The sequence below is a fragment of the Variovorax paradoxus genome, from assembly GCF_022009635.1.
Classification (GTDB): domain Bacteria; phylum Pseudomonadota; class Gammaproteobacteria; order Burkholderiales; family Burkholderiaceae_C; genus Variovorax.
Genome location: NZ_CP091716.1, coordinates 283,310 through 307,616, shown reverse-complemented (window position 1 = coordinate 307,616; position 24,307 = coordinate 283,310). Strand labels below are relative to the sequence as shown.

Here is a 24,307-nt window from a genome sequence, read left to right as displayed (position 1 = left end):
GGAGTACCTGGCCTAGCTGAGCATCTGGCCGCGGCTGCCGATCACGGCCACGTCCACGAACTGGCCGCCTTCGCGGTTGGTGCGGCCGTAGTTGATCTTCACCCCGCCCAGGTCGAAGCTCTCGATGCTGGCCAGCCCCGACATCACCGACGCGCGCGTCAGCGAACCGCCCGCGCGGCGCATGCCCTCTGCCAGCACGGCGGCGTTCATGTAGCCCTCCAGGCTGGTGAGCGAGAACTCCTTGATGCCGCTGGCCACCATGTCGGCCTGGTAGCGGCGCACGATCTCGTACTTGGTCGAATACGGCGAAGGCACCACGATCACGAAGCCCAGGCCGCGCGCCAGGTCGCCCATGGCCGCGAGCGCGCTGGCCGTGATCGACAGGCCGTAGGCCGAACTGCTGTTGCCCGCCTCGCGCAGCGCCTTCAGGAACACCGGCGCCGTGCCCGCCAACCCGACCACCACCACCTGCGGCTTGGCCTTGGCGATGGCCGCGGCGGCGGGGCCGACTTCCATGCTGGTGGTGTTGGGCGTGGTGGCGATCACCGCCGGCTCCAGCTTGGCCTTGGCCAGCGAGGCCTTGAACGCGGCCAGCACCGATTGGCCCAGCGGATCGTCCGAGTGCACGAGGCCGATGCGGCTCTGGCCCAGCACGGCGGCCGTGCTCACCAGCTTGTCGACTTCCTGGTCGTAGTTGGCGCGCACCCAGAAGGTGTTGGGCGACGCCTTCTTGCGCAGCGAGATGGTGCCGGTGATGGGGCCGACCACGGCCATGCCCGGCACCGCGTCCATCACTTCGGCCGTCTGGCGCGTGCCCAGCGGGTGCACCAGCGCGAGCACCGAGCTGTCCTTCTCGAAGGCCAGCGCGTTGGCCTTGGCCACATCGGGCTTGAAGGTGTCGTCGGCCATCACGAGCTCGACCTTGGTGCCGTTGATGCCGCCGGCCTTGTTCAGCGCCGCGAAGAAAGCGCTCGAACCCTGGTAAAGCCCCTGCCCGTTGGCCTTCTCCACGCTGCTGTTGTCGAAGGTGGTCCCGACGCGAACCGGCTTGTTCTGCGCCAGCGCCGGAAATCCCAGGCCCGCGGCGGCGGTTGCGGCCAGTCCGGTCAGCGCACGGCGACGGCTGGTGGAAAGCGGCGCAATCGACTCGCGCGGCACGGGAACGGTCATGGTCGAAGTCTCCAGAGGGGGTTTGCAGTGACAAAAGTACACATTTCCAACAGAAATGTAACGCACCTCGCCTCTGCGCAGATGACTTCGGCGACAGCCGCAGCTACTTCGTCACCGGCTTCGGCATGGCCGCCACATAGCGTGCATCGGTCAGGGTGCCGAGGAAGGCGCTGATGTCGTCGATCTCCGCATCGGTCAGCGCCGGCGGCAGCCCGGGGCGGCGATTCATGGGCGTGGAATTGACGTTGATGTTGCCCCTGTAGGCCGCAGGCACGTCGTCGAAGGTCGGCTTGCCGTGGTACCACTTGGCCGGGTCGGTCGAGCGCGTGGCGTAGAACGCGACCGCGTCGCGCAGCGTGGTGAACACGCCGTTGTGCATGAAGCTCTGGCGCACCGCCACGTTGCGCAGCCCCGGCGTGCGGAAGTAGCCGCACCACTGGTCGGGCTCGGGCCAGCGCAGTTGCGCGGCCGTGCGGCACAGGCCGTTGTCGAAGCGGCGCGGATCGCGGTTGGCGGGCAGCGACAGGTTGCGCGGCACGGCGATGGCGTCGTAGCCGAAGTCGGTGAAGAGCGATCGCTCGGGCCGGCTCGAGGTGTCGGACAGCGTGTGGCACGACATGCAGTTGCCCCTGTCCGGGTTCTTGAACAGCGCGAGGCCGCGCATCTCCTGCGGATTCAGCGGCGTGCGCTTGCGCAGGTAGTCGTCGAAGCGCGAACTGAAAGGCGCCATCTCGTCGCTCTGCAGATACGCCTGCAGCGCCAGGCCGATGCCCTTGACCGCACGTTCCGGGTCTTGCAGCACCTGTGGGCCGAAGGCCAGCGACATGGCGGGCGCGAGGTCGGTGCCGCGCAATTTGCGCAGCAGGCTGCGCGGCGAGGCGTTGTTCATCTCGTCGCGGTCGAACAGCGGCCCGCGCGCCTGTTCGGCCAGCGTGTCGGCGCGGCCGTCGGTGAAGAGGCCGCCGAAGGGCGACGGCACGAGCGCGTCGTCGTCCTGGTAGAAGTGGCGCCGCGGCACGTAGCGCACGTACAGCAGCGAAGGCGCGGTGCGCGCGCTGAAGTGCCCGGGGCGGCTGCCCTGCGGCGTGCGCGGCCCGGCCAGCGACGGCGCGTTCAGCGTCGAGGTGAAGGCGCGCGCGGGGTCGTGGCAGCCCGCGCACGACAGCCCCTGCGGCTGCGACAGCCGCGTGTCGAAGAAGATGCGCTTGCCCAGAGCGGACAACGCCGGGTCTGGCCGGAAGGTGGCCTCCGCGGGGTCGGTGCGCTCGGTGAGCCGCGGCGTGGCGCCGATGCGCTCGGCCACCACGCTCGGCGGGCCGCCGGGATTGATCTGCACCGTGCGCGCATCCGGCGCGGCCAGGGTGCCGCCGACCCACCCCGCACAGGCCGCGGCCAGCGCGAGGCCGGCGCCGAACAGGCTCCGGCGCCGCGCGCGCAGCGCCCTTGCATCCGTCACGGCGTGACGAGGAGACCGGTCTTGTCGCAAGCCAGCGCCCTGCCCGTCTGCACGCAGGTGGCGAGCAGCTTGCCGACCACGGTGTAGGCCTTGAAGTTCCAGCCCACGCCGGGCGCGGCCTTGCGTTCCATCAGCATGAAGCCAAAGGTGTTGTGGTGCGTGATGCGGTCGACGGTCACGCCCGGCGCGGGCGTCGCGCCGGCCGGCAGCGGGTCGGTGATCGCGAAGTCGAGGTTGTCGCCGCCGTTGCCTGTCACGAGGGTGGCGGGATGGTCGGTGGAGAAGTTCAGCGCCTGGAAGTCATGCACATGGCCGTGCAGCGCCACGTGCACGCCGGCCGGGTAGTAGGCCGTGGCGTTGACGCTCTTCATCACCGACTGCAGCGCAAGATTGCCAGGCAGCGGATCTGTGGGGGTCGGAGCGAAGCCCAGGATCGGATGATGGTTGGTGAACATCGTGGTGGTCATGCCGGGCTTGTTCGCCAGCGCGGTCACCGCCTGGAACTGCTTCTGGTAGGCGATGAACTGCGGATCGTTCGTCGCCAGCGCCACCTTGCCGGCCTTGGCCGAGTCGAACACGATGACCTGCGAGCCGGTGCCCAGCGCAACCGCGTACGGATCGGCGTAGTTGCCGCTGTCGTCGTTGGCCGGATCGTTGCACGAGCGCTTGTCGGCGTACGGACGCGGATCGAGGAAGCGCGCCCAGCCCTGTCCGGCACGCGCGCACTCTTCATGGTTGCCGCGCACCAACACCCACGGTGCCTTCGCCAGCAGCGGCGCGGCGGGCGCGAAGAAGTCGGCCTGCCAGGTGTCCCAGCCGTAACCCCAGGGGCTGCTCTTGCAGCCCGAGTTGTCGCTGGGGCACTCGTTCTCGCGATAGTGGTAGTCGCCGATGTGCATCACGAGGTCGGGGTTGAAGCTCGCGCCCATCGCGGCCAGCGGCGCGAACGGCCACACGGTGCTGTCGTTGCAGGGCTGGAAGGCCTTGTCGGCCTTCTTCATGCGGCAGCCGGTGTCGGCCAGCACGAGCACGCGCTGCGGCTCGGCCTTGGGCAGCGGCAACGCGCGGCTGCCGACGGCGGCCTGCTTCGCGCTCGCGGGCAGGGTCGTCTCGCAGGTCGACACGGGGAATGCGGAGGGCTTGGAGTCGACCGGGTCGCTGGCGGTGGTTCGCAGTGCCATGGTGCCGGCGCCGATGCGCAGCGTCATGCGCATCGCCTTGCCGTCCACCGTCAATTGCGGGCACACGGCATTGGCGTCGGCCGTCGTGGCGGCGGCCGGTGCGGTGTAGCTGGTGATGACGCGCGCGATGGCCGCGTTGTTCTCGCCGATCTCGACCCAGGCGGCCTGCAGGTTGGCGTCGGCGCTGGCGGCATCCGGCGCGGGTGCCGGCGCCGGGGCGGGTGCCGGCGCGGGCGGTGGCCCGAGGACGACGGTCTGGTTGTCGCTGCCGCCGTTGCAGGCTTGCAGCAAGGTGGCGGCGGCGGCAAGGCCGGCGAGAGCGGCAAGGCGCCGCAGCCTCCGCGATTCGGAAAAGGCGCGCGGCAAGGCGAGCATGGCGTGCATGAGAAGAACCCCTCTGGTTGTTATGCGTCGTGGGACGCCGCAATCTAGAGGGGCAATGTGCAAACCGTATTACACGGCCGTGACCGCGGCAGCCGCTACAGCAGGTCCTCGCCCACGATGGGCAGCAGCAGCCAGTTCTTGAAGCGCAGCCAGAGGAATTCGCCGGGCTCGTCCTCGTGCACGATGTCGCCGCCGGCGTCGTCGTACTCCAGCCACTGCACGCGCCGGCCGTCGGGGCCCAGGCGCAGCCGGTAACCGAGGTTGACCCGATCGCCGCTCATGAGCTTGTCGTAGTCCTTCACCAGTTCGGGACTGTCGATGACCAGCCCCATCTCGGTGTTGACCGCGGCCGAGCGGTGGTCGAGGTTCATCGAGCCGACGAAGAAGCGCTCGTCGTCCACCACCGCGAGCTTGGCATGCAGCCGGCTGATCGACTTGCCGAAGTCGCCGAAGCGCCCCGACCGCCCGGTGAGCGTGGGCGCGATCTCGTAGATGGTGACGCCGATCTTGAGCATGTCGGCGCGGTAGCGCTCGTAGCCCGCGTAGGCCAGCGGCTCGTCGGTGGCGCCCAGCGAGTTCGTGACCACCGTGATGCGGCCGCCGCGCTCGATGGCCTTCTTCATCATCGCCATTCCGCGCGCCCCCGGAATGAAGTACGGCGAGCCGATCTTCACCTCGCGCCTGGCCGAGTTGATGACGCCCAGCGCGCCCTCGGTCACGCTGCCCTCATAGGCTGCGTCGGGCTTGCGCGTGATCTTCTCGGGGTCGTCCACGAACAGCGTCGACGGCGCCCAGTAGCGCTCCACGTTGCCGGCGATGAGCTGCTGCCCCACCGGCGACTTGTCGAGCACGTCGCGCTGGTGCATGGCCACGTCGGGCACCGCCGTGCGGGCGATGGCGTCGAAGCGCTTCTGCGCCTCTTCCACCGGCATGCGCAGCGGCGCGATCTGCTCGATGGGGCGCACGTGCTCGCTGTTCCAGTAGCGGTCGAAGCCCTCGGACATCTGGCGCACCACCGGACCGCTGGACAGCACGTCCATGTCGATGAAATTGGCCGCCGTGCTGCGCATGAAATATTCGTTGGCGATGTTGCGGCCGCCGGACACCGCGAAGCTGTTGTCGGCCACCAGCAGCTTGTTGTGCATGCGGTGGTTGATGCGGCCGAAGTCGGTCAGCGAGAACAGCAGCCGCGTCGCCAGCGAATCGGCGCGCGAAGGCAGCGGGTTGAACAGCCGCACCTCGATGTTCGGAAACGCCGACAGCGTGCCGAACACCTCGTCCTCGCCGGCCGTGTAGAGGTCGTCCACCAGCAGGCGCACGCGCACGCCGCGCGCGGCGGCCTCGCGCAGCTCCTTGAGGAACAGCAGGCCGACGTCGTCTTTCTGGATCAGGTAGTACTGCACGTCGAGCGATTTCTCGGCGTGCCGCGCCAGCGAGATGCGCGCGTCGAACGCGAAGGCCGCCTCCGGCAGCAGCCGGAAGCCCGACAGCGACGTGGAGCCGCCCGGCGTGCCCCGGGCCGCGAGCTGCGCCAGCTCGGTCTGCGACACCTCCGCGGCCGGGAAGGCGGTGGCCACGGGCATCGGCTTGCCCGGCGGCAGGACCGCGCAGCCGGCGAGCCAGAGCGAGGTCGCGCCCAGTGCCAGGGCGGCAAGTCGGCGGAGGTTGGCGGCGCGCATGGGCCGAACTGTAGCTCGCGGCGGGCCGGCAGGTTTAGCGCCCTATGATCAACCCGCCCGAAAGGGGAAAAGAGGAAAAGCAAACGTGCTCAACGGCTTGTGGCTGGGTTTCTTCGGGGTGGCGGCGCTGGCCGCGCTGGGGCGCTGGCTCGTCGGCGGCGACCCGACGGTGTTCGCGGCGCTGGTCGCGAGCCTGTTCACGATGGCGCGGCTCGCGGTCGAGGTGATGGTGCTGCTGTTCGGCACGCTCACGCTGTGGCTGGGCTTTTTGCGCATCGCCGAGGCGGCGGGGCTGGTCGGCTGGCTGGCTCGGCTGCTGGGGCCGCTCTTCAGGCGCCTCATGCCGGGCGTGCCGGCCGGGCATCCGGCGCTCGGCCTCATCACCATGAATTTCGCGGCCAACGCGCTGGGGCTGGACAACGCCGCCACGCCCATCGGCCTGAAGGCCATGCGCGAACTGCAGCGGCTCAACCCCGACCCGGTGACCGCCACCAACGCGCAGATCCTGTTCCTGGTGCTGAACGCCTCTTCGCTCACGCTGCTGCCGGTGACCATCTTCATGTACCGCGCGCAACAGGGCGCGGGCGACCCGACGCTGGTGTTCCTGCCGATATTGCTGGCCACCAGCGTCTCGACGCTGGTCGGGCTGCTGTCGGTGGCGGTGGCGCAGCGGCTGCGCCTGTGGGACCCGGTGGTGCTGGCCTACCTGGTGCCCGGCGCGCTGCTGCTGGGCGGCTTCATGGCGTTGCTGGGCACGCTGTCGGCGGCGGCCATCGCGTCGCTGTCTTCGTTGCTGGGCAACCTCACGCTGTTCGGCGTGATCCTCGTGTTCCTGCTGGCCGGGGCCATCAAGCGCATCAAGGTGTACGAGTGTTTCATCGAAGGCGCGAAGGAAGGCTTCGACATCGCGAAGAACCTGCTGCCCTACCTGGTCGCGATGCTGTGCGCCATCGGCGTGCTGCGCGCCTCGGGCGCACTCGACTTCGCGTTGAACGGCCTGCGCTGGCTGGTGACGGCGGGCGGCTTCGACGCGCGTTTCGTCGACGCCATGCCCACGGCGCTCGTCAAGCCCTTCTCGGGCAGCGCGGCGCGCGCGATGCTGATCGAGACCATGAAGACCCAGGGCGTCGACAGCTTCCCCGCGCTGGTGGCCGCCACCATCCAGGGCAGCACCGAGACCACCTTCTACGTGCTGGCCGTGTACTTCGGTGCGGTCGGCATCCAGCGCACGCGGCATGCGGTGTCTTGTGCGTTGCTGGCCGAGCTGGCCGGGGTGATTGCCGCAGTCGCTGTCTGCTACTGGTTCTTCGGCTGAGCCCTCGGCTCCACCACGGGAAACATGGGCTCGAAGGTATCGAGCATCGACATCAGCTCGGCCAGCTTCGCGCGGTCTCCTTCGATCTTCACCTTCCCGGTCAGCACGGCGGCAGGAAAGCTCGTCTCCTTCAGCGTCACCGCATCGAGCGTCGCCCGGCTCAGCGTCACCGTCGCATCCGCCCCCGGCTGCTGCCCCGCGATGTGCGTCAGCGCGGAGTTCTCCAGCGTCAGCACGAACTGCTGGTTCGAATCGGTGAAGTTCCAGTTGATGACCAGCTTCTTGCCCTCCGCCTTGGCCGCGTCGAGCCGCACGCCCAGGAAGTCGAAGAACAGGTCATTGCTCACCGCCTTGAGCGTGTCCGCATTCGCACTGCTGCCGCCCGGAATCTTCGGCACGCCATTGCGCAATTCCATCGCGCCCACCAGGTACGCGCTGCGCCAAGTACCGGCCTCCGACTGATAGCCCTGCTGCTCCAGCGCATCGGCGCCCAGCTCGCGGGCCACGCGGTTCGACGGGTCGGCGTACACCACCTGGTTCATCGCGCTGGCCACCCAGCGGAACTCGCCCTTCCTGAAATCCTCGCGCGCACGCGCGATCACCGCGTCGGCGCCGCCCATGTACTCCACCGTCTTCTTCGCATACGCCACCGGCGGCAGCGGATCCAGGTTGGCGGGGTTCGCGTCGTACCAGCCCAGGTACTTCTGGTAGACGGCCTTGGCGTTGTGTCGCAGCGTGCCGTAGTAGCCGCGCGCCGACCACTCCTGCGCCAGGCTCGCGGGCATGCGCAGCGTCTCGGCGATGTCGGCCGCCGTGTAGCCCTGGTTCAAGAGGCGCAGCGACTGGTCGTTGATGAACTTGTACATGTCGCGCTGCTTCTTCAGCAGGTCGACGATGCGCTCCTGCCCGAAAGTCGGCCAATGGTGCTGCGCGATCAGCACGTCGGCCTTGCCGCCGAAGGCCACGCGCGCCTCGCCGATGTACTTCGACCACAGGTTGCCGTCGCGCACCTCGGCGCCGCGGATCGTGTAGAGGTTGTGCATGTTGTGCGTCACGTCCTCCGCCATGTTCAGCACGCGGAACTGCGGCAGGTACATGAGCATTTCCGACGGCGCCTCGGAGCCCGGCACCAGGTGGAACACGAACTGCACGCCGTCGATGGTGCGCGACTCGGTCGGCTTCTCGATGCTGGCCGTGGGCGCGATCAGCGTGACCGTGCCGCGCGCCAGCGCCTTGCCCAGCCCCGTGTCGACCTGCCCGCGCACGCCCGGCGGCAGCAGCGTGCCGAACTGGTACTGCGAGCGCCGGCTCATCGCGTTGCCCGCGAGGATGTTCTCGGCCACCGCCGTTTCCATGAAGCCCGCCGGCGCGAGCACCTGCACCTTGCCGGCGGCCACGTCGGCCTCGGTGGTCACGCCCTTCACGCCGCCGAAGTGGTCGACATGGCCATGCGTGTAGATCACCGTGCCGACCGGCTTCCTCGGCCGGTGCTGGTAGTACAGGTCGAGCGCGGCGCGCGCTGTCTCGGCGGACAGCAGCGGGTCGATGACGATCAGCGAGCTGTCGCCTTCGACGATGGTCATGTTCGCCAGGTCGAAGCCGCGCACCTGGTAGACCCGCTCCGTCACCTGGAACAGGCCGTGAATGGCGTTGAGCTGCGCCTGCCGCCACAGGCTGGGGTTGACGGTGTCGGCCGGCGCGTCGGCCTTGAGGAAGTCGTAGGGCTTCATGCTCCACACCGGGCGCGGGCCGGTGCCGGGCACCAGCGCGTCGGGCACGGTGGCGACGAAGCCGCGCATGGCGTCTTCGAAGTCGCGGCGGTCGGCGAAGGGCAGCGTCTTCGCCATGTCGGCGTTGGCCTGCAGCGTGGCGGGCTCGGGCGACTTGGCGGCGGTCTGCGCGGAAACCGGCGGTGCGCCCAGCATGCAGGCCAGCGCGACGAGCCCGGCCGTACGGGAGAAGGAAGAAGTCATCCGGCAATTCTGCGAACCGCCGGAAGCATTGGCAAATGCAAAATATGAACTCCAATTTTCAGCAATTTGCAAAATGCAGCTGCGCCAGCTCCAGCATCTCGTCGCCCTTGCCGACCAGGGCAGCTTCGGCCGCGCGGCACAGGCCGTGCATCTGTCGCAGCCTGCCCTCTCGCGCAGCATCGACAACCTCGAAGAGGTCCTGCAGGCCCGCCTGATCGACCGCGCCTACGGCACCGTGCGCTTCACCCAGGCCGGCGAGCTGGTGCTGGCGCGCGCCCGCGAGCTGCTGGCCGACGCCCGGCAGATCGAGCGCGACGTGCTGCAGCTCGAAGGCCTGGCCATCGGCAGCCTTGCGGTCGGCCTCGGCCCCTTCGCGGCCGGCACGCTCGGCCGCATGGCCCTGTCGCTCATGGCGCAGCGCCATCCGCAGCTGCTGATGCGCATGGAAGTGGCCGACACCGCCAGCCTGTGCGAGCGCCTGCACCGCCGCCAGCTCGACCTGTTCATCGCCGACACGCGCGATCTCGAGAAGAAGCAGCCGGGCCTGAAGCTGGCACGGCTGCCCAACGTGCCGGTGTCGTTCTTCGTGCGGCCGAAGCATCCGCTGCTGCGGCTGAAGCAGGTCACGCTCGACAAACTCATGGCGTACCCGGTGGCCGGCCCGCAGTTGCCCACCGAGGTGGCGGCGCAGTTCGACCGGCAGGCCAACCGAAGCAAAGGCAAGAGCGCCGATCGCGGCCTGTTCAACGTGAGCTGCGACGACGCGGGCACGCTGCGGCACCTGGCGCTCACGGCCAATGCGGCCATCCTCGCACCGCTGGCACCCGCGCCGGGGCACGAGACCGGCGCGCTGGTGCCGCTGCCGGTGGCCGGTCTCACAGGCATGCAAACGCATTACAGCCTGGTGACGCTCGCAGGGCGTACCCTCTCGCCTGCGGCCACCGCCTATTCCCGGCTGGTGACCGAGTTGATGAGCCCCGCCAAGCAGCCCCCCGGGCGCTGAGCCAAAATGGCCTTCTGCCCTCCAAGCCCTTGCAGCCTTTTTCAGTGACTACTCTCCGACGGGCCCAGCCGCCCTCCTTTTCGCCCGACGAGTTTCGCGAAGCGCTCGGCATGTTCGCCACCGGCGTCACCATCGTCACCGCCCGGGCGGCCGACGGCACGCTGGTCGGCCTCACGGCCAACTCCTTCAATTCCGTCTCGCTCGCGCCGCCGCTGGTGCTGTGGAGCCTGGCGCGCGCCGCCGGTTCGATGCCCGCGCTCAGCGCCGGCTCGCACTACACCGTCAACATCCTGGCGGCCAGCCAGAAGGCGCTGGCAGAGCGCTTCGCCACAAAAAACATCGACCGCTGGGCCGACGTGGCCTTCACCGAAGGACTGGGCGGCGCACCCGTGCTGGCCGGAGCAGCCGCGAGCTTCGAGTGCTTCAACCGCAGCCGCTACGACGAAGGGGACCATGTGATCTTCGTCGGCGAAGTGGAGCGCTGCTCGCACGACATCGGCGCTTCGCCGCTGCTGTTCCACGGCGGGCGCTTCTACACGGAACACCCCTTGTGACCCGCCATCCTGCGCTCGTCTGTGTCCTGCTGCTCGTCGCGCGGACCGGCGTGGCGCAGGAAGCAGGCGGCCCGCTCAAGCAGAACTGGTTCGACGACCCGTTCTTCCAGGTGTCGGCGGGGCTGCCGGCCTGCCCGATGCCGGAGGGCCCGTTCTATACCGCCGAAGAACGCCGCGTGCAGACCCATTCGCGGCTGGAGCGCGGCACCAGCTGCTGGCTGGCCGGCAAGTGCACCGACAGCAACGCCTACCGCTACGACAAGCCGCTGGCGCCCAAGGTGCGCGCCGCGCTGCAGGCGGTGCCGGGCGTGGACAGGGGCAGCGTGTGGGTGATGATCCAGCGGCGCTGGGTCTACCTGCAGGGCTGCGTGCCCAATGCGGCGCTGGCGAAGCGGCTGGAGCACGCCGCCCGCGCCCTGCCCGACGTCGAGGCCGTGGTGCCCGACCTGATGGTGGGCACGCGCGGCAAGCCGACCTATCCGGTGGCCGCGCGATAGGCACACGCCGAACACGCGGGCGCGATACGATCATCGGATGAATTACGCGGCCTTTGGCCTTTTTTCCGCCGCGACCGACTGACAGCAGCGAATGATCCAGCGCAAGACCCACCTCGACTCCCTCGCCATCGGCCTCCTGATCGCCTGCTGTGCGTTCTGGGGGCTCCAGCAGATCCTCATCAAGACCACCGTGGCCGAGGTGCCGCCGATGTGGCAGGCCTCGATCCGCATGGTCGGCGCGACCGCGCTGCTGTGGCTGTGGTGCGTATGGCGGCGCGTGCCGCTGTTCGAGCGCGACGGCACGCTGTGGCCGGGGCTCCTGGCGGGGCTGCTGTTCTCGGGCGAGTTCGCGGGCATCTACCTGGGGTTGCAGAACACCAGCGCGTCGCGGCTCACCGTGTTCCTCTATACCGCGCCCTTCTGGGTGTCGCTGCTGCTGCCGCGCTGGGTGCCGGCCGAGCGGCTGCGCGGCTTCCAGTGGCTGGGCCTGTTCATCGCGTTCTCGGGCGTGGTGCTGGCTTTCAGCGAGGGCTTCGGCCACATGAGTTCGTCCCAACTGGTGGGCGACGCCATGGGCCTGGCGGCCGGCGCGCTGTGGGGCCTGACCACGCTCACGCTGCGCACCACCAAGCTGGCCACGGCCAGCGCCGAGAAGACGCTGTTCTATCAAGTCGCGGTCACCGCGGCGATGTGTCCGCTGCTGTCGCTGGCGCTCGGCGAGCACTGGCGCTTCGCCTACTCGGCGGGTGCCTGGACTTCCATCGGCCTGCAGACCGTGATCGGCGCCTTCGCGAGCTACCTCACCTGGATGTGGCTGCTGCGGCACTACCCGGCCACGCAGATGTCGTCCTTCACCTTCCTCACGCCGCTGTTCGCGCTGGTGTTCGGCGTGGTGGTGCTGAAGGAGCCGCTCACGGCGCAGCTGATCGTCGCGCTGATCGGCGTGGCGCTGGGCATCGTGCTGGTGAACCGGCGGCCCGCCGTACAGCGCAGCGCATGAACGACAAGACCATGGACTTCCAGCCGGTGCTCGACGAGATCGTCGCCACGCTGCGCCCGCAGATCGAGCAGGGTTGCCCGGGCGGCAAGGTGGCCAGCTACATCCCGGCGCTGGCGCGCATCGACGCGCGGCAGTTCGGCATCGCGCTGCGCACCTGCGACGGCCGGGAAGCGGGCGCGGGCGACTTCGAGACGCCCTTTTCCATTCAAAGCGTGTCGAAGCTCTTCACGCTCACGCTCGCCATGCAGCGCATGGGCGACGCGCTGTGGGAGCGCATCGGCCGCGAGCCCTCGGGCAATCCGTTCAACTCGCTGGTGCAGCTGGAGAACGAACAGGGCAAGCCGCGCAACCCGTTCATCAATGCCGGCGCCATCGCCGTGGCCGACCGGCTGGTGAGCCAGGCCAAGGCCAGCGGCGGCAGCGCCAAGGCCGACATCCTCGCGCTCATGGCCAACCTGTGCGGCGAGCCCATCGCCTTCGACGACGAGGTGGCGCAGTCCGAAGCCGACACGGGCTTTCGCAACATCGCGCTGGCCAACTTCATGAAGAGCTTCGGCAAGATCGACAACGACGTCGCCGCCGTGCTCGACACCTACTTCCACCAGTGCGCGCTGCGCATGAGCTGCCGCCAGCTGGCGCGCGCCGCCGCCTTCCTGAGCCGCGACGGCGCGCACCCCATCGAAGGCCAGCCCGGGATCACCGGCGAGCGGCAGACCCGCCGCATCAACGCGCTGATGCTCACCTGCGGCACCTACGACGCCGCCGGCGACGTGGCCTTCTCGATCGGGCTGCCCTGCAAGAGCGGCGTGGGCGGCGGCATCGTGGCCGTGGTGCCCGACAAGCTCACGCTGTGCGTGTGGTCGCCGGCGCTCGATGCCACCGGCAATTCGCTGCTGGGCATGAAGGCGCTGGAGCTGTTCGTGGCGCGCACGGGGCTGTCGGTGTTCTGAGCGACGTTCCGGCTCAGGCCGCCGCGGCCACCGGTGCCGTCGCCAGGCAGCCCATGCCTTCGAGCGAAGCCTCGACCGCCTCGTCGAGCGGCGTGTGCGGCTCGCGGCCGAGCAAGGCCACCAGCTTCGCGTTGTCCATGCCCACGGGCGTGCGCCACAGGTAGCGCATCTCGCGCATTTCGCGGAAGGTGGTGACGAAGGGCGAGGCCAACGTCAGCAGCCACCACGGGAAGGCCGACACGCGCGCCTCGGTGCCGGTGCGGCGCGCCACCGCCTTGCGGATGGCGCCGCTCATGCGCGTGCCGTCGGCGTCCCAGTGGCCGGCCATGTGGAAGCGCGCGAAGGGCTCGAGCCGGTCGCGCCGCGCCAGCAGCTCGACCATGGTGCGCGCCACGTCCGGCAGGTACGACCACTGGTGACCGACGCCCGCGCGGCCGGGATAGCTCACCGCCTTGACAGGCTGCCCCGCCTTCACCAGCCCCTGGGAAAACCAGTTGTTGCCGGCCCGCGGGCCGAAGAAGTCGCCGGCGCGCACGACGATGACGCGGGCGCCTTCGCGGCTGGCGGTTTCGAGGCGCTTTTCCATCTCGACGCGGATCGCGCCCTTGCGGGTGACCGGATGCTGCGGCGAGTCCTCGGCCAGCAGCGGAAATGCGTCGGGGCCGAAGTTGTAGACCGTGCCCGGCAGCACGACGGTCGCGCCCTCCGCCCTGGCGGCGGCGATGGTGTTGTCGAGCATCGGCAGTACCAGCTGCGACCAGTTGCGGTAGCCCGGCGGGTTGACGGCATGCACGATCACCGCGCAGCCCCGGGCCGCCTGCCGCACGGCCTGCGCATCCATCGCGTCGCCGGCCATCCAGGTGATGCCCTCGCGCCTGCCTTCGGTCGCATCGCGCTTCAGTGCGCGCACCTCCCAGCCCGCGTCGCGCAACTGGCGAGCCACTTCGCCGCCGATGCCGCCCGTCGCGCCAAGAACCAGAACCGTGTTGTCGTTGCCGTGTGCCATGGAATGCTCCAGAACAGTTGTCGATGGATGAATTCTGGAACCGGCCAGGTTCAATTGGAATTACCGAACATGAGCCAGCGGCTATACATTTATGCATGACTTCGAACATCGGCTGGGAGCTTTATCGCTCCTTCCTCGGCGTGCTGCGCGAGGGTTCTCTCTCGGGCGCGGCGCGCGCGCTCGGCATCACCCAGCCCACGGCCGGGCGCCATGTGGCGGCGCTGGAGGCCGCGCTGGGCGTGGTGCTCTTCACCCGCTCGCAGACGGGACTGCTGCCCACCGAAGTGGCGCTGGCGCTGCGAACGCACGCCGAAGCCATGGAAAGCACCGCCGCATCGCTGCAGCGCGCCGCCAGCAGCCAGGGCGAAGGCGTGCGCGGCGTGGTGCGGGTGTCGGCCAGCGAGGTGATCGGCGTTGAAGTGCTGCCGCCCATCGTCGCGCGGCTGCGCGAGGAACATCCCGCGCTGAAGGTCGAGCTGGTGCTGACCAACCGCGTGCAGGACCTGCTGCGGCGCGAGGCCGACATCGCGGTGCGCATGGTGCGTCCCCGGCAGGAACAGCTGGTGGCGCGGCGCGTGGGGAACATCGAACTGGGCTTCCACGCGCATCGCGACTACCTCGCGCGCCACGGCACGCCGCGCAGGCTCGAAGACCTGGCCGACCATGCGGTGGTCGGCTACGACCAGCCTTCGGCCTTCGTGCGCAACGCGGGCAAGTCGGTGCCGGGCTACAGCCGCGACAGCTTCTCGCTGCGCACCGACAGCGACCTCGGGCAACTGGCGCTCATCCGCGCCGGCGCGGGCATCGGCGTGTGCCAGGTCGGCCTGGCCCGCCGGACCGACACGCTGGTGCGGCTGATGCCGCGCGCCCTGGTGCTCCAGCTCGACACCTGGATCACCATGCACGAAGACCTGCGCAACAGCCCGCGCTGCCGCGCCACCTTCGACGCATTGGCCGAAGGACTGCAACAGTACGTTGACGGGCAGAAAGACGCCGGCGCGCGGGGGAAAATGGCCCGCGCAAGTACACAGGCCTCCGAATGACAGAACCATCGAACGACTCCGACACCCTCCCCCTGCAGGAAGCCCGCCTCTGGCGCGACGACGCCTGGACCGCCCGCGTCATCAAGAACGAGGAAGACGATGGCTGGGCCGTCGAGATGACCCGCCACGGCGACCCCGAGCCCGCGCTCGTCGGCCCCTGGACCATGGGCCGCGACAAGAAGAACCCCAAGCCGCTGGACGGCCCCGCCTTCTCCACGCTGGTGAAGACCGCCGCCGAAGTGATCCGCCGCCACGAACAGCAGCTGCACGCCACGCTCAACAAGAGCGTGACCGTCACCGCGCGCGACGACCAGCGCATTCGCGTGGCGCTGGCCATCGTGCCCGACGAAGACAACCCTTCGGCCACGCTCACGGCGTATGACGACGCCGACGACTCCGAACTCGCCAGCGTGAGCGTGTCGCCCGCCTTCAGGCTCACGGCGAGCAGCGCCAGCGCATGGATCGAATCCGGCTACGCGCGCCCGCGCTGAGCGCGAATAACACATGAATCGCGATTTCGCCAATTAGCGAAACAGCGTATGTTCATGCCGGGGTGAGTTGAGAAGAATCCGCCCCAACGAGCAATCGTTACCAGTCATACGACACCCGCTGCCAGTGCTGCCAGCGAGGCGTCGGGCAATAAAGCCCGAATCGGTTTCACCACCGGTTCGGGCTTTTTTGTTTTCTCGGCCGCAAGGAAGCTTTTTCGAAACGGATGCGCCGCATCCGGTGGCGGAGCCTTGCCCAAAGAAAACGCACTGGCAGCCGAACGCCCGTTTGCAGGGCCGCGCCGCGGGAGGAGACACCCAACGCGCGGTTCCGAAGGTCGGATCTTCCTGATGACTCGCACAAACACAAAGGAATTTGACATGACGAACGCTTTCAACCGCCGCCAGATCGTGAAGACCGGCGGCTCGATGATCGTGCTGGGCGCCGCGGGCGGCGTGGCCGGCATCGCATCGGCGCAGGACGGCAACACCGTGAAGCTGGGCCTGCTGCATTCGCTCTCGGGCACCATCGCCATCGCCGAGGCTTCGCTGGTCGATGCCGAAAAGCTCGCCATCGAGGAGATCAACGCGGCCGGCGGCGTGATGGGCAAGAAGATCGAAGCCGTGGTGGAAGACGGCGCGAGCGAGAACCCGGTGTTCGCCGAGAAGGCCCGCAAGCTGCTGGAGCGCGACAAGGTGGCCGCCATCATCGGCTGCTACACATCGGCCTCGCGCAAGGCGCTGCTGCCGGTGCTCAACCAGGCCAAGGGGCTGCTTTTCTACCCGACCTACTACGAGGGCCAGGAGCAGGACAAGCGCGTGTTCTACCCCTCGCAGGAGGCCACGCAGTCGGTGATCGCGGCGGTCGAGTGGATGGCGCGCGAGAAGGGCAAGAGCTTCTTCCTGGTGGGCTCCGACTACATCTACCCGCGCACCTGCAACAAGATCGCCAAGCCCGCCATCGCCAAGGCCGGCGGCAAGGTGCTCGGCGAGGAATACGCGCCGCTGGGCCACACCGAGTTCTCGTCGATCATCAACAAGATCAAGGCCGCCAAGCCCGACTGCATCTACAGCACCGTGGTGGGCGGCTCCAACGTGGCCTTCTACAAGCAGCTGCGCGCGGCGGGCCTGGACGGCGCCAAGCAGGTGCTGCTGTCCACCGTGGTGTCGGAAAACGAGATCGACGGCATCGGCAAGGACAACGCCGCGGGCTACTACGCCTGCATGGGCTACTTCCAGAGCATCAAGTCGCCGGCCAACGAGAAGTTCGTGAAAGCCTTCAAGGCTAAGTACGGGCAGGACCGCGTGATCGGCGACCCGATGGAGGTGGCCTACAACAGCGTGTACCTGTGGAAGCTGGCGGTCGAAAAAGCCAAGTCCTTCGACGTCGACAAGGTCACGGCCGCCGCCGCGGGCGTCGAGATCGAGGCGCCCGAAGGCACGGTGCGCATACACGCCACCAACCACCACGTGTGGAAGAAGGTGCGCGTGGGCCGCGCGCGGCCCGACGGGCAGTTCGACATCGTGTGGGAATCGCCCCAGCTCGTCGAGCCCAACCCCTTCCCGAAGGTCTGAACGCGATGAACTTCGACATCGCGGTGATGCAGGTGTTCAACGGCGTGAGCCTGTTCACCATCCTGCTGCTGATGGCGATCGGGCTGGCCATCGTGTTCGGCCTGATGGGCGTCATCAACATGGCGCACGGCGAGCTGATGGCCCTGGGCGCCTACATGACCTACCTGGCCGCGCGCTTCTTCGAGCACTTCGCGCCGGGCTTCATGGACCTGTACCTGTTCGCCGCGATTCCGTTCGCGTTCGCGGTGACCTTCGCGTTCGGCTACGTGCTGGAGCGCGGCTTCATCCGCTTCTTCTACGACCGGCCGCTGGACACCCTGCTCGCCACCTGGGGCCTGAGCCTGATGCTGCAGCAGGCCTACCGCTCGATCTTCGGCGCGCAGGAAGTGAGCGTGCCGCTGGCCTCCTGGCTCGCGGGCGCGTGGGAGCCGACGGCGGGCATCCAGCTGCCGCTGAACCGCATCTTCATCGTGGGGCTCACCGCGCTGGTGGCCACCGGCGTGTACCTGCTGCTGTACCGCACTTCGTGGGGACTCAAGGTGCGCGCGGTGACGCAGAACCGCGCGATCGCCGGCGCGGTGGGCATCGACACGCACCGCGTCGACGCCATGACCTTCGCGCTGGGCTCGGGCCTCGCGGGCATCGCGGGCGCGGTGTTCACCATGATCGGCTCGACCAACCCCGGCACGGGGCAGCTCTACATCGTCGATTCGTTCATCGTGGTGGTGTTCGGCGGCGTGCAGAGCCTGGTGGGCACGGCCCTCTCGGGCTTTTCCATCGCGCAGTCGCAGACCTGGCTGGAGTACCTGATGAGCGGCTCGATGGCCAAGGCGACGATCCTGCTGCTGGTGATCGTGGTGCTGTACTTCCGCCCCAACGGGCTGTTCGCCACGCGTTCGAGGAGCTGAAGGCATGGGCATGAAGCTTTCTCCCCAACGCAGGAGCGACCTCGCCGGCATGGCGGCCGTGCTGTTGCTGCTGGCCGTGGTGCTGCCGGCCACGCTCGATCCCTTTCGCCTGAACCTCGTGAGCAAGTACCTGGCCTTCGCCTTCGTCGCGGTCGGCGTGGTGCTGACCTGGGGCTACGGCGGCGTGCTGAGCCTGGGCCAGGGCATGTTCTTCGGCCTGGGCGGCTACATGATGGCCATGTTTCTCAAGCTCGAAGCCTCGGCGCCCGAGCTGCCGGACTTCATGGTGTGGAGCAGCGTGGACCAGCTGCCTTCGTGGTGGATTCCGTTCCACTCGCTGGGCTGGACCATCGTGGGCATCCTCGTGGTTCCCGCCGTGCTGGCGTATGTGTTCTCGTACGCCATCTTCAAGCGGCGGGTGAGCGGCGTGTACTTCGCGATCGTCACGCTGTCTCTCGCGCTCACGCTCACCGTGGTGGTGATCGGCCAGCAGGGCGACACCGGCGGCGCCAACGGCATCACCGACTTCCGCACGCTGCTGGGCCTGGACATCGCGGGCGACGACGCCAAGCGCACGATGTACTTCGTCGAGGTGCTGGCCATCGCGCTGGTGATGGCGGTGTCGCTCGTCATCGTGCGCAGCCGCTTCGGCAAGATCCTCATCGCCATCCGCGACCGCGAAGACCGCGTGCGCTTCAGCGGCTACAACACGGCGCACATGAAGGCCTTCGTGTTCGCGGTGGCAGCGGTGCTTTCGTCCATCGGCGGGGCCTTCTACAGCCTGCAGGTGGGGCTGATCGCGCCGGGCGTGATCGGCGTGGTGGCATCGGTGGAGATGGTGATCTACGCGGCGGTCGGCGGGCGGCTGTCGATTCCGGGCGCGGTGATCGGCGCGCTGCTGATCGGCTTTCTCAAGTCGTACCTGTCGGAGACCTTTCCCGAAGGCTGGCTGTACTTCCTGGGCGCCGTGTTCATCCTCGTGGTCTGGGCCATGCCCGACGGCCTCGCGGGCCTGGGCGCGAGGCTCTTGCGCCGTCGCGGCGCGGAGGCCGTGCCATGAACGCGACCATGACCATGCCCAACGGCGGCCTGCCGCAGGCGGCTTCGGCGGTGCCGCCGTCGAACGAACAGATCCTGCGCGTGGAAGACCTCACCGTGTCCTTCGACGGCTTCAAGGCGGTGGACGGCCTGAGCCTTGCGGTCGAGCGCAACGAGCTGCGCGTGATCATCGGCCCGAACGGCGCGGGCAAGACCACGCTGCTCGACATGGTGTGCGGCAAGACCAAGCCGAGTTCGGGCCGCGTGCTGTTCAACGGCACCGACCTCGCCCGCATGAACGAGCATGAGATCGTGCGCGCCGGCGTGGGCCGCAAGTTCCAGACGCCCTCGGTCTACGAAGACCTCACGGTGCTGGAGAACTTCGAGATCTCGCTGCCGCGCATGCACGGCCTGCTGCAGTCGCTGGCCTTCCGCCGTACGGCGGCGCTGCGCGAGCGCATCGACGCGATGGCGGCCGACGTGTTCCTGCTCGACCAGCTCGACCGACGCGCGGGCCAGCTCAGCCATGGCCAGAAGCAGTGGCTGGAGATCGGCATGCTGCTGATGCAGGAGCCCGAGCTGCTGCTGCTCGACGAGCCCGTGGCCGGCATGAGCCCGCGCGAGCGCGAGCAGACCGGCGACCTGCTGCGGCGCATCTCGCCGGGCAAGTCGGTGGTGGTGATCGAGCACGACATGGACTTCGTCAAGCGCATCGCGCACCGCGTGACCGTGCTGCACCAGGGCCGGCTGCTCAGCGAAGGCACCGCTGCAGAGGTGCAGGCCGACCCGCGCGTGATCGACGTGTACCTCGGCCATTGAGCACAAGGAGAAACACAGATGCTCGAAGTCTCCGAACTCGACGTCGCCTATGGCGAGTCGCACGTCATTCGCGATGTTTCGCTGCGCGTCGCGCCCGACGAAGCGGTAGCCATCATGGGCCGCAACGGCATGGGCAAGACCACGCTGCTGAAGTCGCTCATCGGCCTCTTGCCGGCTCGCGGCGGCAGCATCCGCCTGGGCGGCGCCGACATCACCAGGCTGCCCAGCTACCAGCGCGTGGCGCAGGGGCTGGCCTTCGTGCCGCAGGGGCGCATGGTGTTCCCGTTCCTCACGGTGGAGCAGAACATCCTCTCGGGCGCCGCGAAGTCGGGCCACCGCACGGTGCCCGAGTACCTCTACCGCTTCTTCCCGGTGCTGAAAGACATGAAGCAGCGCAAGGCCGGCAACCTCTCGGGCGGGCAGCAGCAGATGCTGGCGATTGCGCGCGCGCTCATCTCCGAGCCGAAGCTGCTGATCCTCGACGAGCCGACCGAGGGCATCCAGCCTTCGATCATCAAGGAGATCGCGCAGACGCTGAACGTGCTGCGCGCCGAGCGCGGCTTCGCCATCGTGGTGTCGGAGCAGGTGCTGAGCTTCGCGCTCGACCTGGCCGACCGCTTTCTCGTCATCGACCGCGGGCGCCTCGTGCACGACGAGGCGCGCGCGACGCTCGACCAGGACAAGGTCAGGTCCTTCCTGACCGTGTAGCCCTCTTTTTTCCTCAACCCCTCTTTCAGGAGCAGTCCCATGAGACACGGTGATATTTCGAGCAGCAACGATTGCGTGGGCGTCGCGGTCGTCAACTACAAGATGCCCCGCCTGCACACCAAGGCCGAGGTGCTGGACAACGCCCGCAAGATCGGCGAAATGCTGGTCGGCATGAAGAAGGGCCTGCCGGGCATGGACCTGGTGGTGTTCCCCGAATACTCCACGCACGGGATCATGTACGACGCCAAGGAGATGTACGACACGGCCGCCACGGTGCCCGGCGAGGAAACGGCCATCTTCGCCGATGCCTGCCGCCGCGCCAACGTGTGGGGCGTGTTCTCGCTGACCGGCGAGCGCCACGAGGAGCACCCGAACAAGGCGCCCTACAACACGCTGATCCTCATGAACAACAAGGGCGAGATCGTCCAGAAGTACCGCAAGATCATGCCGTGGGTGCCCATCGAGGGCTGGTATCCGGGCGACTGCACCTACGTGAGCGAAGGCCCCAAGGGCATGAAGATCAGCCTGATCATCTGCGACGACGGCAACTACCCCGAGATCTGGCGCGACTGCGCGATGCGCGGCGCCGAACTCATCATTCGCTGCCAGGGCTACATGTACCCGGCCAAGGAACAGCAGATCATGGTGTCGAAGGCCATGGCCTTCATGAACAACACCTACGTGGCGGTGGCCAACGCGGCGGGCTTCGACGGCGTGTACTCGTACTTCGGCCACTCCGCGCTCATCGGCTTCGACGGCCGCACGCTCGGCGAATGCGGCGAGGAAGAGATGGGCATCAACTATGCCGAGCTTTCCATGGGCCTGATCCGCGACGCGCGCAAGAACGGCCAGTCGCAGAACCACCTGTTCAAGCTGGTGCACCGCGGCTACACCGGCACCATCAACTCCGGCGACGGCGACAAGGGCGTGGCGGCCTGCCCGTACAACTTCTACACGAAGTGGATCAACGACCCCGAGGGCACGCGCGAGATGGTGGAGTCGTTCACGCGCAGCACGGTGGGCACGCCGGAATGCCCCATCGAAGGCATTCCGAACGAGCCCGCGAAACACCGATGAACGCGGCGATCCCCGATCCGCTCGCGGCCTACCGCATAGAGTCCGAGCCCTTCTACCGGCCCGCGGGCAACGAGGTGGCGCTCTACCGGCAGGCGTACCGCCACCGCATGCCGCTGATCCTCAAGGGCCCGACCGGCTGCGGCAAGACGCGCTTCGTGGAGCACATGGCGTGGTCGCTGGGCCGGCCGCTGGTGACGCTGGCCTGCAACGAGGACATGACGGCGTCCGACCTCGTCGGGCGCTACCTGCTCGACGCCAACGGCACCGCCTGGCACGACGGGCCGCTCACGCTGGCGGTGCGGCACGGCGGCATCTGCTACCTCGACGAGGTGGTGGAGGCGCGGCAGGACACCACCGTGGTGATCCACCCGCTGACCGATGCGCGGCGCATATTGCCGCTCGACAAGAAGGGCGAGCTGGTGCATGCGCATCCCGACTTCCAGCTGGTGGTTTCGTACAACCCCGGCTACCAGAGCAGCGCGAAGGACATGAAGCCATCGACGCGCCAGCGCTTCGCGGCGCTGGAGTTCGACTACCCGGGCAGCGCGCTGGAGGCGGAGATCGTCGCGCACGAGGCCGGCGTGGACACGGATCTCGCCGCGAAGCTGGTGGCCATCGCGCGCTGCTCGCGCGAGCTGAAGCATCGCGGGCTCGACGAGGGCGTGTCCACGCGCATGCTGATCTACGCGGGCGTGCTGATCCGCGACGGCGTGACGCCGCGCGAGAGCTGCGAGATGACGATGACGCGCGCGCTGACCGACGACCCCGACATGGCGAGCGCGCTGCAAGGCTTCGTGGAGGCGCAGTTCGGATGAACGACGGGCGTGGCGGGTGCAGCGGGCACGGCGCACTGGCGCTGCTGGCGCGTGGGCTGGCTGGCGTCGACGTGGACGTGCAGGCGCTGACTGGCGCAGGCACTCGCGCCGTGCTCACGGGCCGCAAGCTGCTGCTGCCGGAGGGCGCCAGCGAGCCGGGCCTTCGCCGCGCCATGGTCGCGCATGCGGTCGCGCACCTGCGCCACTCGCGGCCCGCGCGTCCGGCGCACACGCTCAGGCCCATGGGCATCGCCGTCGTCTCGGCCATCGAGGACGCGCGTGTCGAGCGCCTGCTGTTCCGCGACTTCCCCGGTCTGCACGGCTGGTTCGCCGCGTCGCTGCCGCCGGTGCCCGATGCGCTCGACCTGCGCTTCGCCGCGCTCGTCGCCCGCATGGACCGCCTGCTGCTGATGCCCGACGCGCGGGACGACAACCATTGGGTGAACAAGGCGCGCCGCCTGTTCGACGAGACCGCCGCCAGCGCGGGCCTGGAGGACTACGACGCCTTCCGCGCCATCGCCTCGATCCTTGCCAACGACCTGGGCCAGATGCGCGTGCGCTTCGAGCCCCAGGACTACGCCGTGCCCGCGCCCTGGCGCGACGACAACAGCTACCTGTGGGATTTCGCCGAGACGGAGACCGCGCCCGACGAGGCCATCGCGCTGAAGCAGACAGGCGCGCGGCCATCGCCGCCTTCCGATGCACAGGACGAAGGCAGCGCCCCGCCGCCGGATGCCGCGGGCGACATCGAACTCGGCCGCTACACGTACCCCGAATGGGACCGCAAGCTCGAACGCCTGCGTCCCGACTGGTGCACGGTGATCGAGAAGCTGCCGGCATGGCAGGGCCTGCTGCCGACGCGCGAGCAGGCGGCTGCCGGCACCGAGCGCATCGCCCCGCTCGCCCTGCCCCGCGCGCGCCACCTCGACCGCACGCACCGCCTGCGCCGGCAGTGGGAAGGCGACGACATCGACCTGAATGCCGCCATCGAGGTACTGGTCGACCGCCGCCTGCGGCTGCGGCCCGACGCGCGGCTTTTCATGCGGCCTGGCAAGGGCCCGCGCCCGTCGAGCGTGCTGGTGCTGCTCGACCTCTCGGCATCGGCCAACGACGCGGGGCCGCACGCGGCTTCGCTGCTCGACCTCGAGAAGCAGGCCGCGCTGATGCTGGCCGCGTCGAACGCGCGCGGCATCGACCGCCTGGCGATCCACGGCTTCTCGTCGAACACGCGCGCCGAGGTGTACTACTACCGCCTGCTCGAATCCGGCCGGCCGCTGGACGCACCGACGAGCGCCATGATCGGCGCGCTGCGCGGGCGCTACTCGACCCGCATGGGCGCCGCGCTGCGCCACGCCACCGCGCTGATGCGCGCCGAGCCGCCCGGCCAGCGCGCGGTGCTGCTGGTGACCGACGGCGCGCCATCAGACATCGACGTGCACGATCCGCAGTACCTGATCGAAGACGCCCGCCAGGCCGTCGCCGAGGCCCGCGATGCCGGCGTGCGCATCGCCTGCATCGCGGTGGACGGCGCGGCCGATGCCTATGTGCGGCGCATCTTCGGCTGGCGCAACTATTGCATCGCCGACGACACGCGCAGCCTGCCGGCGCGGCTCGCGCGCATGAGCGCACGGCTCGCCGCCGCGCACTGACACCGCCGACTGAAGACTA

22 protein-coding genes are annotated in these 24,307 nt (G+C 68.7%); 16 read left to right on the top strand and 6 right to left on the bottom strand.

What is annotated here, in order from left to right:
- Positions 1-12 precede the first annotated feature (12 nt).
- The 4 genes from L3V85_RS01585 to L3V85_RS01570 form a co-directional block, all read right to left on the bottom strand.
- Positions 13-1,170 carry an ABC transporter substrate-binding protein gene (locus L3V85_RS01585; protein ID WP_237677686.1) on the bottom strand — a complete coding sequence of 386 codons (1,158 nt, stop codon included), beginning with the start codon at positions 1,168-1,170 and terminating at the stop codon, positions 13-15.
- A gap of 103 nt (positions 1,171-1,273) precedes the next feature.
- Positions 1,274-2,626 (bottom strand): cytochrome-c peroxidase, encoded by a 1,353-nt coding sequence (locus L3V85_RS01580; RefSeq protein ID WP_414080180.1) that lies wholly within the window; start codon positions 2,624-2,626, stop codon positions 1,274-1,276.
- Positions 2,623-4,182, bottom strand: a complete 1,560-nt coding sequence (locus L3V85_RS01575) for a metallophosphoesterase (RefSeq protein ID WP_237680474.1) — start codon at positions 4,180-4,182, stop codon at positions 2,623-2,625. Before L3V85_RS01575 ends, L3V85_RS01580 begins: the two co-directional genes overlap by 4 nt.
- A gap of 104 nt (positions 4,183-4,286) precedes the next feature.
- Complete coding sequence (locus L3V85_RS01570; RefSeq protein ID WP_237677685.1) at positions 4,287-5,870, bottom strand: phospholipase D family protein; 1,584 nt, start codon at positions 5,868-5,870, stop codon at positions 4,287-4,289.
- An 85-nt stretch (positions 5,871-5,955) separates the two neighbouring features.
- Here L3V85_RS01570 and L3V85_RS01565 point away from each other — a divergent pair, with 85 nt between their 5' ends.
- Positions 5,956-7,185, top strand: a complete 1,230-nt coding sequence (locus L3V85_RS01565) for a nucleoside recognition domain-containing protein (protein ID WP_237677684.1) — start codon at positions 5,956-5,958, stop codon at positions 7,183-7,185.
- Here L3V85_RS01565 and L3V85_RS01560 read toward each other — a convergent pair.
- Complete coding sequence (locus tag L3V85_RS01560; protein WP_237677683.1) at positions 7,167-9,158, bottom strand: alkyl/aryl-sulfatase; 1,992 nt, start codon at positions 9,156-9,158, stop codon at positions 7,167-7,169. The two genes, L3V85_RS01565 and L3V85_RS01560, sit on opposite strands and share 19 nt — an antisense overlap.
- A 73-nt stretch (positions 9,159-9,231) precedes the next feature.
- Here L3V85_RS01560 and L3V85_RS01555 point away from each other — a divergent pair, with 73 nt between their 5' ends.
- The 5 genes from L3V85_RS01555 to L3V85_RS01535 all read left to right on the top strand — a co-directional run bounded on the left by L3V85_RS01555 (position 9,232) and on the right by L3V85_RS01535 (position 13,162).
- A complete protein-coding gene (locus L3V85_RS01555) occupies positions 9,232-10,161 on the top strand; it encodes a LysR family transcriptional regulator (RefSeq protein ID WP_237677682.1) in 930 nt (309 codons plus the stop codon).
- A 44-nt stretch (positions 10,162-10,205) separates the two neighbouring features.
- Entirely contained in the window at positions 10,206-10,715 is a 510-nt protein-coding gene (locus L3V85_RS01550; RefSeq protein ID WP_237677681.1) for a flavin reductase family protein, read from the top strand.
- Positions 10,712-11,212: a BON domain-containing protein gene (locus L3V85_RS01545; protein ID WP_237677680.1), complete on the top strand. Its 501-nt coding sequence runs from the start codon at positions 10,712-10,714 to the stop codon at positions 11,210-11,212. The genes L3V85_RS01550 and L3V85_RS01545 overlap by 4 nt, the downstream gene beginning before the upstream one ends.
- 91 nt (positions 11,213-11,303) lie before the next feature.
- Complete coding sequence (locus tag L3V85_RS01540) at positions 11,304-12,212, top strand: DMT family transporter (protein ID WP_237677679.1); 909 nt, start codon at positions 11,304-11,306, stop codon at positions 12,210-12,212.
- Positions 12,209-13,162: a glutaminase gene (locus L3V85_RS01535; protein WP_237677678.1), complete on the top strand. Its 954-nt coding sequence runs from the start codon at positions 12,209-12,211 to the stop codon at positions 13,160-13,162. Before L3V85_RS01540 ends, L3V85_RS01535 begins: the two co-directional genes overlap by 4 nt.
- Before the next feature lie 13 nt (positions 13,163-13,175).
- On the opposite strand, the gene L3V85_RS01530 is transcribed toward L3V85_RS01535, so the two are convergent.
- Positions 13,176-14,168, bottom strand: a complete 993-nt coding sequence (locus L3V85_RS01530; protein WP_237677677.1) for an NAD-dependent epimerase/dehydratase family protein — start codon at positions 14,166-14,168, stop codon at positions 13,176-13,178.
- Between the two features lie 95 nt (positions 14,169-14,263).
- Here L3V85_RS01530 and L3V85_RS01525 point away from each other — a divergent pair, with 95 nt between their 5' ends.
- The 10 genes from L3V85_RS01525 (at position 14,264) to L3V85_RS01480 (ending at position 24,288) form a co-directional block, all read left to right on the top strand.
- Positions 14,264-15,211: a LysR family transcriptional regulator gene (locus L3V85_RS01525; protein WP_237677676.1), complete on the top strand. Its 948-nt coding sequence runs from the start codon at positions 14,264-14,266 to the stop codon at positions 15,209-15,211.
- Complete coding sequence (locus tag L3V85_RS01520) at positions 15,208-15,702, top strand: hypothetical protein (RefSeq protein WP_237677675.1); 495 nt, start codon at positions 15,208-15,210, stop codon at positions 15,700-15,702. Before L3V85_RS01525 ends, L3V85_RS01520 begins: the two co-directional genes overlap by 4 nt.
- A gap of 378 nt (positions 15,703-16,080) precedes the next feature.
- The gene (gene urtA, locus L3V85_RS01515) at positions 16,081-17,274 is read left to right on the top strand and encodes an urea ABC transporter substrate-binding protein (protein ID WP_237677674.1); all 1,194 of its coding nucleotides are present in this window, start codon (positions 16,081-16,083) and stop codon (positions 17,272-17,274) included.
- Positions 17,275-17,279: 5 nt separating this feature from the next.
- The gene (gene urtB / locus L3V85_RS01510; RefSeq protein WP_125952481.1) at positions 17,280-18,182 is read left to right on the top strand and encodes an urea ABC transporter permease subunit UrtB; all 903 of its coding nucleotides are present in this window, start codon (positions 17,280-17,282) and stop codon (positions 18,180-18,182) included.
- Positions 18,183-18,192: 10 nt separating this feature from the next.
- Complete coding sequence (gene urtC, locus L3V85_RS01505; protein ID WP_237677673.1) at positions 18,193-19,242, top strand: urea ABC transporter permease subunit UrtC; 1,050 nt, start codon at positions 18,193-18,195, stop codon at positions 19,240-19,242.
- Positions 19,239-20,039 carry an urea ABC transporter ATP-binding protein UrtD gene (gene urtD / locus L3V85_RS01500; RefSeq protein ID WP_423838536.1) on the top strand — a complete coding sequence of 267 codons (801 nt, stop codon included), beginning with the start codon at positions 19,239-19,241 and terminating at the stop codon, positions 20,037-20,039. Before urtC ends, urtD begins: the two co-directional genes overlap by 4 nt.
- 18 nt (positions 20,040-20,057) lie before the next feature.
- Positions 20,058-20,747: an urea ABC transporter ATP-binding subunit UrtE gene (urtE, locus tag L3V85_RS01495; RefSeq protein ID WP_237677672.1), complete on the top strand. Its 690-nt coding sequence runs from the start codon at positions 20,058-20,060 to the stop codon at positions 20,745-20,747.
- A 39-nt stretch (positions 20,748-20,786) separates the two neighbouring features.
- A complete protein-coding gene (locus tag L3V85_RS01490; protein WP_126183487.1) occupies positions 20,787-21,824 on the top strand; it encodes an aliphatic amidase in 1,038 nt (345 codons plus the stop codon).
- Complete coding sequence (locus L3V85_RS01485; RefSeq protein ID WP_237677671.1) at positions 21,821-22,639, top strand: CbbQ/NirQ/NorQ/GpvN family protein; 819 nt, start codon at positions 21,821-21,823, stop codon at positions 22,637-22,639. The genes L3V85_RS01490 and L3V85_RS01485 overlap by 4 nt, the downstream gene beginning before the upstream one ends.
- On the top strand, positions 22,636-24,288 hold the full coding sequence (locus tag L3V85_RS01480; RefSeq protein WP_237677670.1) for a nitric oxide reductase activation protein NorD: 1,653 nt from the start codon (positions 22,636-22,638) through the stop codon (positions 24,286-24,288). The genes L3V85_RS01485 and L3V85_RS01480 overlap by 4 nt, the downstream gene beginning before the upstream one ends.
- Positions 24,289-24,307 lie beyond the last annotated feature (19 nt).

Coding starts and splice junctions, on each gene's coding strand:
- L3V85_RS01585 (WP_237677686.1), bottom strand. CDS start 1,170: ATGACCGTTCCCGTGCCGCGCGAGTCGATTGCGCCGCTTTCCACCAGC.
- L3V85_RS01575 (WP_237680474.1), bottom strand. CDS start 4,182: ATGCTCGCCTTGCCGCGCGCCTTTTCCGAATCGCGGAGGCTGCGGCGC.
- L3V85_RS01570 (WP_237677685.1), bottom strand. CDS start 5,870: ATGCGCGCCGCCAACCTCCGCCGACTTGCCGCCCTGGCACTGGGCGCG.
- L3V85_RS01560 (WP_237677683.1), bottom strand. CDS start 9,158: ATGACTTCTTCCTTCTCCCGTACGGCCGGGCTCGTCGCGCTGGCCTGC.
- L3V85_RS01555 (WP_237677682.1), top strand. CDS start 9,232: ATGCAGCTGCGCCAGCTCCAGCATCTCGTCGCCCTTGCCGACCAGGGC.
- L3V85_RS01540 (WP_237677679.1), top strand. CDS start 11,304: ATGATCCAGCGCAAGACCCACCTCGACTCCCTCGCCATCGGCCTCCTG.
- L3V85_RS01535 (WP_237677678.1), top strand. CDS start 12,209: ATGAACGACAAGACCATGGACTTCCAGCCGGTGCTCGACGAGATCGTC.
- L3V85_RS01530 (WP_237677677.1), bottom strand. CDS start 14,168: ATGGCACACGGCAACGACAACACGGTTCTGGTTCTTGGCGCGACGGGC.
- L3V85_RS01525 (WP_237677676.1), top strand. CDS start 14,264: ATGACTTCGAACATCGGCTGGGAGCTTTATCGCTCCTTCCTCGGCGTG.
- L3V85_RS01520 (WP_237677675.1), top strand. CDS start 15,208: ATGACAGAACCATCGAACGACTCCGACACCCTCCCCCTGCAGGAAGCC.
- urtA (WP_237677674.1), top strand. CDS start 16,081: ATGACGAACGCTTTCAACCGCCGCCAGATCGTGAAGACCGGCGGCTCG.
- urtB (WP_125952481.1), top strand. CDS start 17,280: ATGAACTTCGACATCGCGGTGATGCAGGTGTTCAACGGCGTGAGCCTG.
- urtC (WP_237677673.1), top strand. CDS start 18,193: ATGAAGCTTTCTCCCCAACGCAGGAGCGACCTCGCCGGCATGGCGGCC.
- urtD (WP_423838536.1), top strand. CDS start 19,239: ATGAACGCGACCATGACCATGCCCAACGGCGGCCTGCCGCAGGCGGCT.
- urtE (WP_237677672.1), top strand. CDS start 20,058: ATGCTCGAAGTCTCCGAACTCGACGTCGCCTATGGCGAGTCGCACGTC.
- L3V85_RS01490 (WP_126183487.1), top strand. CDS start 20,787: ATGAGACACGGTGATATTTCGAGCAGCAACGATTGCGTGGGCGTCGCG.
- L3V85_RS01485 (WP_237677671.1), top strand. CDS start 21,821: ATGAACGCGGCGATCCCCGATCCGCTCGCGGCCTACCGCATAGAGTCC.
- L3V85_RS01480 (WP_237677670.1), top strand. CDS start 22,636: ATGAACGACGGGCGTGGCGGGTGCAGCGGGCACGGCGCACTGGCGCTG.